General features: G+C 70.0%; 11 protein-coding genes. 7 read left to right on the top strand and 4 right to left on the bottom strand.

Going from position 1 to position 13111, the window contains the following annotated elements:
- Positions 1-11: 11 nt before the first annotated feature.
- From AB0436_RS01725 to AB0436_RS01705, 5 genes are all read left to right on the top strand, one after another.
- Complete coding sequence (locus AB0436_RS01725) at positions 12-806, top strand: PspA/IM30 family protein (protein ID WP_366465639.1); 795 nt, start codon at positions 12-14, stop codon at positions 804-806.
- Between the two features lie 10 nt (positions 807-816).
- Positions 817-1095 (top strand): hypothetical protein, encoded by a 279-nt coding sequence (locus tag AB0436_RS01720; protein ID WP_366465638.1) that lies wholly within the window; start codon positions 817-819, stop codon positions 1093-1095.
- A gap of 114 nt (positions 1096-1209) precedes the next feature.
- Positions 1210-2553: a histidine kinase gene (locus AB0436_RS01715; protein ID WP_366465637.1), complete on the top strand. Its 1344-nt coding sequence runs from the start codon at positions 1210-1212 to the stop codon at positions 2551-2553.
- Positions 2550-3233 (top strand): response regulator transcription factor, encoded by a 684-nt coding sequence (locus tag AB0436_RS01710; RefSeq protein WP_366465636.1) that lies wholly within the window; start codon positions 2550-2552, stop codon positions 3231-3233. The genes AB0436_RS01715 and AB0436_RS01710 overlap by 4 nt, the downstream gene beginning before the upstream one ends.
- A gap of 155 nt (positions 3234-3388) precedes the next feature.
- Entirely contained in the window at positions 3389-6559 is a 3171-nt protein-coding gene (locus AB0436_RS01705; protein WP_366465635.1) for an efflux RND transporter permease subunit, read from the top strand.
- A gap of 85 nt (positions 6560-6644) precedes the next feature.
- On the opposite strand, the gene nadA is transcribed toward AB0436_RS01705, so the two are convergent.
- Positions 6645-7826, bottom strand: coding sequence for a quinolinate synthase NadA (gene nadA, locus AB0436_RS01700; RefSeq protein WP_366465634.1), 1182 nt, complete (start codon positions 7824-7826; stop codon positions 6645-6647).
- Between the two features lie 277 nt (positions 7827-8103).
- Here nadA and AB0436_RS01695 point away from each other — a divergent pair, with 277 nt between their 5' ends.
- The gene (locus tag AB0436_RS01695; RefSeq protein ID WP_328539202.1) at positions 8104-8460 is read left to right on the top strand and encodes an iron-sulfur cluster assembly accessory protein; all 357 of its coding nucleotides are present in this window, start codon (positions 8104-8106) and stop codon (positions 8458-8460) included.
- Positions 8461-8538: 78 nt separating this feature from the next.
- Here AB0436_RS01695 and AB0436_RS01690 read toward each other — a convergent pair whose 3' ends face one another.
- Together AB0436_RS01690 and AB0436_RS01685 are read right to left on the bottom strand one after the other, a co-directional pair.
- The gene (locus tag AB0436_RS01690) at positions 8539-9993 is read right to left on the bottom strand and encodes a hypothetical protein (protein WP_366465633.1); all 1455 of its coding nucleotides are present in this window, start codon (positions 9991-9993) and stop codon (positions 8539-8541) included.
- 104 nt (positions 9994-10097) lie between these two features.
- Positions 10098-10295, bottom strand: a complete 198-nt coding sequence (locus tag AB0436_RS01685; protein WP_366465632.1) for a hypothetical protein — start codon at positions 10293-10295, stop codon at positions 10098-10100.
- A 131-nt stretch (positions 10296-10426) separates the two neighbouring features.
- Here AB0436_RS01685 and AB0436_RS01680 point away from each other — a divergent pair, with 131 nt between their 5' ends.
- Positions 10427-11401, top strand: a complete 975-nt coding sequence (locus tag AB0436_RS01680) for a carbohydrate kinase family protein (protein ID WP_365857659.1) — start codon at positions 10427-10429, stop codon at positions 11399-11401.
- A 15-nt stretch (positions 11402-11416) separates the two neighbouring features.
- Here AB0436_RS01680 and AB0436_RS01675 read toward each other — a convergent pair whose 3' ends face one another.
- Positions 11417-12820: an aminotransferase class V-fold PLP-dependent enzyme gene (locus AB0436_RS01675; protein WP_366465631.1), complete on the bottom strand. Its 1404-nt coding sequence runs from the start codon at positions 12818-12820 to the stop codon at positions 11417-11419.
- Positions 12821-13111 lie beyond the last annotated feature (291 nt).

The raw sequence follows: 13111 nt of genomic DNA, 5'->3' as shown, positions 1-13111 counted from the left end.
GCGCGAAGCCCATGAGCGGTGTCATGAAGCGTATGGGAATGATCTTCCGCGCGAAGGCCAACAAGGCCCTGGACCGGGCCGAGGATCCGCGCGAGACCCTCGATTACTCGTACCAGAAGCAGCTCGAGCTGCTTCAGAAGGTGCGCCGCGGGGTCGCCGACGTCGCGACCTCGCGCAAGCGTCTCGAACTGCAGCTCAACCAGCTGCAGGGGCAGACCTCCAAGCTGGAGGACCAGGGCCGCAAGGCCCTCGCGCTGGGCCGCGAGGACCTGGCGCGCGAGGCGCTGTCCCGGCGCGCCGCGCTGCAGCAGCAGGTCACGGACCTGGAGACGCAGCACCAGACGCTGCAGGGCGAGGAGGAGAAACTCACCCTCGCCGCCCAGCGCCTGCAGGCCAAGGTCGACGCCTTCCGTACGAAGAAGGAGACCATCAAGGCCACCTACACGGCAGCCCAGGCGCAGACCCGGATTGCCGAATCCTTCTCCGGCATCTCCGAGGAGATGGGCGACGTCGGGCAGGCGATCGCGCGGGCCGAGGACAAGACCGCCCAGCTGCAGGCCAGGGCCGGAGCGATCGACGAACTGCTCGCTTCGGGCGCCCTGGACGACCAGTCCGGGATGGGCAAGGACGACATCTCCGCCGAGCTGGACCGCATCTCCGGTGGTACGGATGTGGAGCTGGAACTGCAGCGGATGAAGGCCGAGCTGGCCGGCGGATCGTCGTCGCAGCAGGCCATCGAAGGCGGTCAGACCCAGGACCAGGCGCAGCCACAGGACCGGACCCACCCGAAGTTCGACAAGCAGTAGGGGAAGCGTCATGATCGTACGGATCATGGGTGAAGGCCAGGTGGAGCTGGCCGACAGCCACCTCACGGAGCTGAACAAGCTCGACGACGAGCTTCTCGCCGTGGTGCAGAGCGGTGACGAGGACGGCTTCCGCCGCACTCTGCGCGCGCTGCTCGACAAGGTGCGGGAGCTCGGCGGACCCGTGCCGGACGACTCCCTGGAGCCCTCGGAGCTGATCCTGCCTCCGGCGGACGCCACCCTGGAAGAAGTCAGGGCGATGCTCAACGACGACGGTCTCATCCCGGGCTGAGCCGGCTTCCCGGCCTGCTCGGGCGGACCCTCCAGCCGCTCCGGCGCCCCGTATCCGTAAGGATGCGGGGCGCCGTGCCGTCCCGGTAGGACCAGTGCGCGACACGCCGTACCGTTGCTTGACGTGACCACCCCGTCGAAGGCCGGAACCGGCTATGTCCGTGCCGCCGCCTGGCCGCGCGCCCATCCGCTGGCGTTCGACGCCTGCCTGGCCGTGGGCGTGCTGATCTGTATGGTCGCCGGTTCGTTCGCCGACACCAGTGGCCACCACGCGCCGACCTTCGGCACCAGGACCCCCGAGTTCCGCAGCTTCGTCCTGATGCTGATCGGCGCGGCCGCGTTGGTCCTCCGGCGCCGCAGGCCCCGCCAGGTGCTGGCCGTCACCGGCGTGGTCACCGTCATCGAGCTGGTGTTCGGCGCACCCCCGGCGCCGGTGGCGATGAGCGCGGTCATCGCGCTCTTCACGATCGCGGCCAGCACCGACCGCCCCACCACCTGGCGGGTCGGCCTGCTGACCATGGGCGTGCTGACAGCCTCCGCGATGTGCTTCAGCGAAACCCCCTGGTACTCCCAGGAGAACCTGGGCATCTTCGCCTGGACCGGCATGGCCGCGGCCGCGGGAGACGCGGTACGCAGTCGCCGGGCCTTCGTCGACGCCATCCGGGAGCGGGCCGAGCGCGCGGAGCGCAGCCGCGACGAGGAGGCCAGGCGCCGGGTCGCCGAGGAACGGCTGCGGATCGCCCGCGACCTGCACGACGTGGTCGCCCATCACATCGCCCTGGTCAACGTCCAGGCCGGGGTGGCGGCGCACGTCATGGACAAGCGCCCCGACCAGGCCAAGGAGGCGCTCGGGCACGTACGCGAGGCCAGTCGCTCGGCGCTGAACGAACTGCGCGCCACCGTGGGCCTGCTGCGGCAGTCGGGCGACCCGGAGGCACCCACCGAACCGGCCCCCGGCCTGGCGGTGCTCAACGATCTGGTCGAGACGTTCCGCAACGCGGGGCTCCCGGTGCGGGTCGCCTGCAACAACGAGGGCGCCGGCCTGCCGGCCGCCGTCGACCTGGCCGCCTACCGGATCATCCAGGAGGCGCTGACCAACGTCCGTAAACACGCCGGGCCCGGCGCGAAGGCCGAGGTCAGCGTGGTCCGCGTCGGCCCGGCCGTCGAGGTCACCGTCCTCGACGACGGTGCCGGTCAAGCCGGCGGCGGCGAGGCGTCGCCGCCGCACGACAGCCCGGCCGGCGCCGGCGGCCCACCCGGTGGCGGTACACCCCCGTACGGCGGTAAGCCCGCGGACGGCAGCGAACCGCCGGACCGCGGCAACGGCCACGGGCTGATCGGCATGCGCGAGCGTGCCGCCGCGCTGCGCGGCTCGTGCTCCGCGGGCCCCCGCTACGGCGGCGGCTTCCGCGTACAGGCGATACTGCCGGTCAAGGCCGGCGCCGGGGAGGACGCATGACGATCAGGGTGTTGCTCGCCGACGACCAGACGCTGCTGCGCAGCGCGTTCCGGGTCCTGGTGGATTCCGAGGCGGACATGGAGGTCGTGGGGGAGGCCGCGGACGGCGCCCAGGCCGTGGCCCTCGCCAGGTCCGAGGCCGCCGACGTGGTTTTGATGGACATCAGAATGCCCGGCACAGACGGTCTGGCAGCTACCCGGATGATCAGCGCCGACCCGGAACTCGCGGGCGTGCGGGTGGTGATGCTCACCACGTTCGAGGTGGACGAGTACGTGGTGCAGTCGCTGCGTGCCGGTGCCTCCGGCTTCCTGGGCAAAGGCGCGGAACCGGACGAACTACTCAACGCGATCCGTATTGCGGCGGCCGGCGAGGCCCTGCTCTCCCCGGTGGCCACCAAGGGGCTCATCGCGAGGTTCCTGGCCCAGGGCGGCAGTTCGGACCTGGCGGCCGATCCCCAGCTGTACGCGGAGCGGCTCGCCGCGCTGACCGTACGGGAGCGCGAAGTGCTGGTGCAGGTCGGCGGGGGACATTCCAACGACGAGATCGCCGAGCGGCTGACGGTCAGCCCACTGACCGTCAAGACCCACGTGAACCGGGCGATGGCCAAGCTCGGGGCCCGCGACCGGGCTCAATTGGTGGTAATCGCCTACGAATCGGGTCTGGTCCACCCAAGGGCTTAGGGACGGCGTACTCCTCCTGCGGTATGCGGCGCATAAGGAAGGCACCTGGGAGCGAGGAATGAGGCCTCGTGCATGGCTGAAGGTATAGGTGGGCCACTACTGCCCACCTTTCTCGTCCCGCACACCTGCCTCGCACGCCACAGAAGAGAGACCCCATGTCCTGGCTGTCCAGATTCAGCCTCGCGCAACGGGCCCTGATCGGGCTGATATCGATCGTCGCCGTCGTCTTCGGTGCGATTGCCATCCCGCAGCTCAAGCAGCAGCTGCTGCCCACCATCGAACTGCCGATGGTGTCGGTGCTCGCCCCGTACCAGGGCGCGTCCCCCGATGTGGTGGAGAAGCAGGTCGTCGAACCGCTCGAAGACACCATCAAGGCTGTCGACGGCATCAAGGGCGTGACCTCTACGGCGAGTGAGGGCAACGCCGTGATCATGGCCCAGTTCGACTACGGCAACGGCACCAAGCAGTTGGTCGCCGACGTGCAGCAGGCCGTGAACCGGGCCCGGGCCAAGCTCCCGAGCGACGTGGATCCGCAGGTCGTGGCCGGTTCGACGGACGACATCCCGACCGTCGTCCTCGCCGTCACGTCCGACAAGGACCAGCAGGCGCTGGCCGACCAGCTCGACCGCTCGGTCGTGCCGGTCCTCCAGGACATCGACGGCGTCGGCCAGGTCAGCGTCGACGGTGTGCAGGACCTCCAGGTCACCGTCACCCCCGACGACGGCAAGCTGGCGGCGGCCGGACTGAACGCCGCCTCCCTCAGCCAGGCCCTGCAGGCGGGCGGCGCCACCCTGCCGGCCGGTTCGTTCTCCGAGGACGGCAAGAGCCGTACGGTGCAGGTCGGCGGCGGCTACACCTCGCTCCAGCAGATCGAGGACCTGCGCGTCACCGGCCAGGCGATGCCCGGCAAGCCGGCCCCGAAGCCGGTCCGCCTGGGCGACATCGCCAAGGTCGCCGAGCAGCCCTCCAGCGCCGTCTCCATCACCCGTACCGACGGCAGGCCCAGCCTCTCCGTCGCGCTCACCATGGACCAGGACGGCAGCGCCGTCGCCGTCTCGAACGCGGTCAAGGACAAGCTCCCCGACCTGCGCAAGACGCTCGGCTCGGGCAGTGACCTCAAGGTCATCTTCGACCAGGGCCCCTCGGTCTCGAAGTCGATTTCCGGCCTCACCACCGAAGGCGCACTCGGCCTGCTCTTCGCCGTCATCGTCATCCTGGTCTTCCTGGCCTCACTGCGCTCCACCCTGGTCACCGCGCTCTCCATCCCGCTGTCGGTGCTGCTCGCGCTGATCGTGCTCTGGACCCGTGACCTGTCGCTCAACGTCCTGACGCTCGGCGCGCTGACCATCGCGATCGGCCGGGTCGTCGACGACTCGATCGTGGTGCTGGAGAACATCAAGCGACACATCGGCTACGGCGAGGAACGCCGGGCGGCGATCCTCACCGCGGTGAAGGAGGTCGCCGGAGCAGTCACCTCGTCGACCCTCACCACCGTCGCCGTCTTCCTGCCGATCGGACTGGTCGGCGGCATGGTGGGCCAGCTCTTCGGCTCGTTCTCCATCACGGTCACCGCGGCCCTGCTCGCCTCGCTGCTGGTGTCGCTCACCGTGGTGCCGGTCTTCTCGTACTGGTTCCTGCGGGCCCCCAAGGGCTCGGCGGGCATCGATCCGGCGGACCTGCGCCGCAGGGCCGAGGAGAAGGAGGAGCGCAGCCGCCTCCAGCGTTTCTACGTGCCGGTGCTCCGCTTCGCGACCCGCCGTCGTATCACCAGCCTGGTCATCGCGGCCGCGGTCCTCATCGGCACCTTCGCCATGGCGCCGCTGCTCAAGACCAACTTCTTCGACCAGGGCGAGCAGGACACCCTGTCGCTGACCCAGAAGCTGACCCCGGGCACCAGCCTGCAGGCAGCGGACGCCGCGGCCAAGAAGGTCGAGACGCTGCTCGACGGCATCGACACGATCAAGGACTACCAGGTCACGGTCGGCTCCTCCGGCTTCGCCGCTGCCTTCGGTGGCGGCACCGGCGCCAACCAGGCCTCGTACCAGGTGACTCTGAAGGACGCGTCGGACTACGACGCGACCCAGGACCGTATCGAGAAGGGGCTGGCCCGGCTCGACGGCATCGGCGAGGCCTCCATCGGCAGCGGTGGCGGCTTCGGCAGCCAGGACCTGAGCGTGGTGGTGAAGGCCGGCGACGGCGACACCCTGAAGAAGGCCGCCGAGCAGGTACGGACCGCGGTGGCCGGTCTCGACCACGTCAAGGACGTGCAGAGCGACCTGTCGCAGAGCGTTCCACGGATCTCGGTGAAGGCCACCGCCAAGGCGGCCGGCGCGGGCTTCAACGAGACCACGCTGGGCGCCGCCGTGGGCCAGGCGGTACGCGGCAGCACCTCGGGCAAGGCCATCCTCGACGACACCGAGCGCGATGTCGTGGTCAAGTCGGCACACCCCGCCGTCACGCTGGCCGAGCTGAAGAACCTGAACCTGGGTGCGGCCAAGCTCGGTGACATCGCCACGGTGAAGCTGGTCCCCGGGCCGGTCTCGATGACCCGGATCGACGGCGCCCGCGCCGCGACCATCACGGCCACCCCGACCGGCGACAACACGGGTGCGGTCAGCACCGCCCTGCAGACCAGGATCAATGAGGTGAAGAAGACGCTTCCGCAGGGTGCCACCGTCGAGATCGGCGGTGTCTCGTCGGACCAGAGCTCGGCGTTCAAGAACCTGGCCCTCGCCATGCTGGCGGCCGTCGCGATCGTCTTCATGCTGCTGGTCGGCACCTTCCGCTCGCTCGTCCAGCCGCTGATTCTGCTGGTCTCGATCCCGTTCGCGGCCACCGGGGCGATCGGCCTGCTGCTCGTCACCGGGACGCCGATGGGCGTTCCCGCGATGATCGGCATGCTGATGCTCATCGGCATCGTGGTCACCAACGCGATCGTGCTGATCGACCTGATCAACCAGTACCGGGCCCAGGGCCTGGGCGTCGTCGAAGCGGTCGTCGAGGGCGGCAGGCACCGTCTCCGTCCCATCCTGATGACCGCCCTGGCGACGATCTTCGCGCTGCTGCCGATGGCACTCGGCGTCACCGGCGAGGGCGGCTTCATCTCGCAGCCGCTCGCGGTGGTGGTGATCGGCGGCCTGATCACCTCGACCCTGCTGACGCTGCTGCTGGTGCCGACCCTCTACGCCCTGGTCGAGCTGCGCAAGGAGCGCCGGGCGAAGAAGAAGGCAACCAAGCACGCCGAAAAGTCCGGCGCCCCGGCCCCGGCCGGTTCGGACTCCTCGGACGCGGGCGAGACCCGCGCTCCGGAGCCGTCCGGGGTGTAGTCGCACTGATGAACGGCCTCGGGCCTGTCCACCGCGTGAGCGGGGGACAGGCCCGAGGCCGTTCCAGGTGCAGGAAAGCGTGCTCTTACGGCAGCGCGAGCATCTGCTCGAGGGCCATCCTGGCGTACTTCTCCGTCTCCGGGTCGACCTGGATGCGGTTGACCAGGTTTCCCTCGGCCAGCGACTCCAGGGTCCAGACCAGGTGCGGCAGATCGATCCGGTTCATCGTCGAGCAGAAGCACACCGTCTTGTCGAGGAAGACGATCTCCTTGTCCGGGTGCGCGTCGGCCAGCCGGCGCACCAGGTTCAGCTCGGTGCCGATCGCCCACTTCGAGCCGGCCGGAGCGGCGTCGAGCGCCTTGATGATGTACTCCGTGGAGCCGACCTCATCGGCCGCCGTCACGACCTCGTGCTTGCACTCGGGGTGGACCAGCACGCGCACCCCCGGTATCCGCTCCCGTACGTCATTGACGGAGTCCAGCGAGAAGCGGCCGTGCACCGAGCAGTGGCCGCGCCAAAGGATCATCTTCGCTTCGCGCAGCTGCTCGACGGTCAGCCCGCCGTTCGGCTTGTGCGGGTTGTAGAGGACGCAGTCGTCGAGCGACAGCCCCAGATCGCGGACGGCGGTGTTGCGGCCCAGGTGCTGATCGGGCAGGAAGAGGACCTTCTCGCCCTGCTCGAAGGCCCAGTTCAGGGCACGCTCGGCGTTGGACGAGGTGCAGATCGTGCCGCCGTGGCGACCGGTGAAGGCCTTGATGTCGGCAGAGGAGTTCATGTACGAGACGGGGACGACCTGCTGGGCGACGCCCGCGTCGGTCAGCACGTCCCAGCACTCGGCGACCTGCTCGGCCGTCGCCATGTCGGCCATCGAGCAGCCGGCCGCCAGGTCGGGCAGCACGACCTTCTGGTCGTCGGAGGTCAGGATGTCCGCGGACTCGGCCATGAAGTGCACGCCGCAGAAGACGATGTACTCGGCCTCCGGCCTGGCGGCCGCGTCCTTGGCCAGCTTGAAGGAGTCGCCGGTGACATCGGCGAACCGGATGACCTCGTCGCGCTGGTAGTGGTGACCGAGCACGAAGACCTTGTCGCCGAGCTTCTCCTTTGCGACGCGGGCGCGCTCCACCAGGCCGGGGTCCGAGGGGGACGGCAGATCACCGGGGCACTCGACGCCACGCTCGCTCTTCGGATCGGCCTCGCGGCCGAGCAGCAGCAGGGCCAGGGGGGACGGCTGGACATCAAGAGGCTGGGCGGTGGTCACGACACGCACCCTTTCTTTTCGGCTTCTTCGGCAGAACGACTTCTCGTCGAAATGACGCTATCTATCATAGCTGCTTCGCGTCACCTTGACGATGCCCGGCCGTGTTGATGTGACATATCCCCCGACCCCGGCTCCGGGCCGCCGCGAATCGGGTGTGCGAGCATGAAGGGAAGAAGAAAAGGCCAGGCCCGGAATGAATCCGGGGCCCCGCCGGTTGCACACGTCGGCAAGCAGTCCGTACATCCCCTGTCCATGGCAGGGAAACCCCATCCCGGGAGTGAAGCAGATGTCCGTATCGGACGAGAAGACCACTGTGAGCGACGGCATCCTCCTGTCCGAGGCCGCCGCGTCCAAGGTCAAGGCCCTGCTCGACCAGGAAGGCCGGGACGACCTCGCGCTGCGCGTTGCCGTCCAGCCCGGTGGCTGCTCCGGCCTCCGGTATCAGCTTTTCTTCGATGAGCGCTCGCTCGACGGCGATGTGGTCAAGGACTTCGGTGGTGTCAAGGTCGTCACCGACCGGATGAGTGCCCCGTACCTGGGCGGCGCCTCCGTCGACTTCGTCGACACCATCGAGAAGCAGGGCTTCACCATCGACAACCCGAACGCCACCGGCTCCTGCGCCTGCGGCGACTCGTTCAGCTGAGCGGTACAGCGGTACGCAAGAAGGCGGCGGCCCCCGGATCACCGGGGGCCGCCGCCTTCGTCGTGCATACCGCCGCTGCTACTTCTGCGGGACGGTCTCACCGCTCGCCGCGTCCACGACCTTGCGGTCCCCCAGCGGCTTGTCCAGCGTCACGGTCTTCGTGAGGTCCTTGGCCAGGGCGATGCAGATCTTCTTCCCGGGCTTCTTGACCGGCCCGTCGATGGTCACCCGTACGGTGCCTGCGTCCTCACTCGCCTTCGCCGTGTAGGTGCCGCACGCTCCGCCGTAGAAATGCACCGTCAGATTGCGGCCCGCCGTGCTGTACGACTGCACCTTCCGGTCGTCCGGCTTGCCGGGGTGGTTGCGGTCCGCCGGCGGGGCCGGCCGGACCAGGTACTCCGGCTCCACCGCGGTCGCGGTGACCGTGGCGGGCTGGATGACATGACCGGTGGTCTTCACGTGGAAGATCCAGGACGGCACGAGCGTCTGCCGCCCGCCGACGAGCTGCATCGCCAGACCCAGCGCGGCGTGATCGACGATCACCGTCCGGGGCTTCGGGGTCTTGGCCGAGGGGACGCAGGCGTCGGACGGCTTCTTCGCGCTCGTGCCGTCCGGGGTGAGCGGCTCGGTGGTTGCGCAGCCACCGGTGCCGCCGCGGCGCGGTGCACCCTCCGCCGGTGCGTTCAGCCCCTTCAGCGCCTGAGCCGCGCTGACCAGCGGATATACGGCGCCTTTGACCGGAGCCTTCAGCTCTCCGCTGCCACCGGCGAGTTTCCCGTCCGGACCGACCCGCAGTCCGGTCGTCCAGCCCTCGGTCGGCAGACCACCGATCTTCGGGTCGGCATTGACCAACCGCGCCGACCCCACCACCCGGTGCGCGTCGATCTTGGCGTCATCCTGCCCCAGCGCCTTCAGTACCGGGGCTGCGGCCGCCTTCGCGGCTTTCTCGCTCACCACGGGGCCAGCACCCCCCGGCGTGGTCCCGGGCGAACACGGCTTGTTCCGAGGGCAGTTGTCCGTGCCGCCGGCGCCGAACCGGGTGAGGGTCCAGGTGCCGGGCGCCTGCTCGGTGACCTGCAGCAGCGGCCCGGAACCGTCGTGGTCGGCGCCGACCTTCCAGGACGTGCCGTCCAGCCGCGGGGTCCCGGCCACGCCCACCGCCGCGGCCAGCTTCGCCACTTCGGCCGCGGTGACCGAACCTTCGGCGCGGTACACCGGCGCCTGGTCAGGACCTTCGGGAAGCGGGCCTTCGGCGCGGTAGATCATGCCGCTCGGGTCCGGCTCGCCCGGGGCGATGCCCTGGGAGCCGCCGCCACCCGACGCGGCGCTGTCCAGCGCCAGCGGGGGAGGGGTGTGGCCTTTTCCGTCCGCAGCGCCGGTACCGGTCCCCCCGTCCCGGTCGGCGGCCGTCGCGGCCCAGTACGCACCGCCGCCCCCGGCCAGCAGCACCGCTGCCGCCACCGAGGCGACGACGACGGGGGACCGCCGTCGAGGGGGAATCGCCGTGTCGTGCTCGGGTCGCTCGCCGCTCACCGGATGCTCCTTCGACTCCGTTGTCGTATGACACCGGTGTGACGGAGCGGGACAGCGAGCGGTTCCCTACCGGTCGTGCGCGCTGCTCGACCGCCGTGCCCGGATCAGTCGCCGTACTCGGACATCTGGTCGATGAGCCGGGCGGAGGCAGGCGGGACCGTGACCCCGTGGATCAGCGACGGAGGGACGGGCGCGGGCGCCGGACCGGCGGGCACCACCCAGTGGGGTGCCATACGGGCGCAGTCGCCCCGGAGGTCGGTGAGGCCGGCTTCGGACTCGGGCTGGGGGACGGAGTTCGGCATGTCCGAACCGTACGCACGAGTGACACCGCGAAGAAAGATCTACTATTGGGTAGTTTCGTCGCTTAGGGACCGGGGCCGCGACCCGATAGCGTGAGGTGTCAGCCTTCCTCCTCCGCAGGAGCGTCCTCGCCGTGCGCATCGCAGTCACCGGCTCCATCGCCACTGACCACCTCATGACCTTCCCCGGCCGCTTCGCCGACCAACTGGTCGCCGATCAGCTCCACACGGTCTCCCTCTCCTTCCTCGTCGACAACCTCGACGTGCGGCGTGGCGGGGTCGGCCCCAACATCTGCTTCGGCATGGGGCAACTCGGTATCCGCCCCATCCTGGTCGGCGCGGCCGGCGCGGACTTCGACGAATACCGAGCCTGGCTGGACCGCCACGGGGTGGACACCGGCTCGGTCCGGATCTCGGAAGTCCTGCACACCGCACGATTCGTCTGCACCACGGACGCCGACCACAACCAGATCGGCTCCTTCTACACCGGCGCGATGAGCGAAGCACGGCTGATCGAACTGCAGCGGGTCGCCGAACGGGTGGGTGGCCTGGACCTGGTGCTGATCGGTGCGGACGACCCCGAGGCGATGCTCCGCCATACGGAGGAATGCCGTACCCGGTCGATTCCGTTCGCCGCGGACTTCTCCCAGCAGATCGCCCGGATGAGCGGCGACGACATCCGCACCCTGCTCGACGGTGCGACGTACCTCTTCTCGAACGAGTACGAGAAGGGGCTCATCGAGTCCAAGACCGGCTGGAGCGAAGAGGAGATCCTGGGCAGGGTCGGGCACCGGATCACCACGCTGGGTGCACGAGGCGTCCGTATCGAGCGCGCCGGTGACGACCCGATCGAGGTCGGCTGCGCCGAGGAGGAGGCCAAGGTCGACCCCACGGGCGTCGGCGACGCGTTCCGCGCGGGGTTCCTGTCGGGGCTGACCTGGGGTGTGGGCCTCGAGCGGGCGGCGCAGGTCGGCTGCATGCTGGCGACGCTGGTGATCGAGACGCTGGGGACACAGGAGTACACGTTGCGGCGGGCCAACTTCATGGCGCGCTTCACCAAGGCGTACGGCGATGAGGCGGCGTCGGAGGTACAGGGCCACCTGCGGTAGGGCTCTCGCCCGGGATCAGGACACCCGGCGCACCCGGTAGGCGGTGCCCCGGGGCGCCGGGTCGGCGCCCAGGTACTCCTGCGCGCGCATCTGGCACCAGGCGGGAATGTCCAGCCGGGCTGCCTCGTCGTCCGAGAGCACCGTCACCACGGCGCCGACCGGCACGTCCCCGATCACCTTGGCGAGCTCGATGACAGGGATCGGACACCGCTTGCCGAGCGAGTCCACCACGAGCTCCGGTGCTTCGCCGGCCACCGCGGGGACGTCGGGCGAAGCGGTCGGCGACTCCGGCGCCGCCCCGAGCCGTTGCCGTACGCCCGCCACCACCTCGGGCAGCACCGCGAGGAACCGGCGGACGTCCGCCTCGTCCACCCCCACCGGCAGCGACACCCGGACGTTGCCCTCCGACAGCACGCCCATCGCCCGCAGTACGTGACTGGGCGTCAGCGTGCTGCTGGTGCAGGAGGAACCGGACGACACGGAGAAACCGGCCGTGTCCAGCTCGTGCAGCAGCACCTCTCCGTCGACATAGAGGCAGGAGAAGGTCACCAGGTGCGGCAGCCGCCGCACCGGATCGCCGACCACTTCGACATCCGGCACCAGTTCGGGCACCGCGTTGCGGATTTGGTCGACCAGCGCACGCAGCCGTACCGCTTCGCTGTCCGCCTCGGCCCGCACCGCCCGGAGCGAGGCTGCCGCGGCGACGATCGCCGGGATGTTCTCGAAACCGGCCGCCCGCCCGGACTCCCGTTCGCCGACGGGGCCTTGGGGGGCATACCGGACCCCTTTGCGCACCGCGAGCAGCCCGACCCCCGCCGGCCCGCCCCACTTGTGCGCGCTCGCGGTGAGCAACGACCAGGCGCCGGTGACCGGGGCCCACCCCAGTGACTGGGCCGCGTCCACCAGCAGGGGCACCCCTGCTGCCCGGCAGATCTCTGCGACCTCGTCCACCGGCTGTTCGGTGCCCACTTCGTGGTTGGCGGACTGCAGACAGGCCAACGCGGTGTCCGGGCGCAGCGCGTCGGCGTACCCGGAAGCGGACACCGCGCCGGTCCTGCCGACCGGCACCTCGGTGACCGATCCGCCGTCCGCCTGGTGGGACGCGGCGGAGTGGAGTACGGAGGAGTGTTCGACCGCGGACACCATCAGATGACCGCCGACACGCCGACGACCGGAAAGCGCTCCGGCGATTCCGGCGTGCACCGCGTGGGTCCCCGAAGAGGTGAACGCCAGTTCGTCGGGGCGGCATCCGACGGCCTCCGCCGCAGCCTCGCGTGCCGCGTCGAGGAGCAGCCTGGCCCGCCGGCCCTCCCGGTAGAGGCGCGCCGGATCGGCCCAGCCCTCGTCCAGCGAGGCTTGCAGGGCCTGCCGTGCGACGGGGTGCAGGGGGGCGGACGAAGCGGTATCGAAGTAGGCCACCCGGCCACGCTAGCCGGAGCCGGGGCGCGGAGGCGGCCCGGCACTGGGGGAGGGGGCGTCAGATGACCCCCGGAAGCCCTTGTTCCGCCGTCTGTTCCCCTTCCGACTCCCTTCGCGTCCACCCCTTCGGAGTGTCGGTCGGCGCGTTGGGCACCCTCCCCGCACGACGCCAAATGGCCTCCAGTAGGGTTTGGTCCGCATAAACATCCAAACCCCTGCCCGAGCAGGACCGGCGACCGACCTCGATGCGGCCGCAGCCGGGCCGCACGGGCGAGACTCTCGGGAAGGCGC

It is taken from the genome of Streptomyces sp. NPDC051322 (assembly GCF_040689485.1).
Taxonomy (GTDB): Bacteria; Actinomycetota; Actinomycetes; order Streptomycetales; family Streptomycetaceae; genus Streptomyces.
The sequence above is the reverse complement of the archived record's forward strand: the minus strand, read 5'-3'. Positions and strand labels throughout refer to the sequence as shown.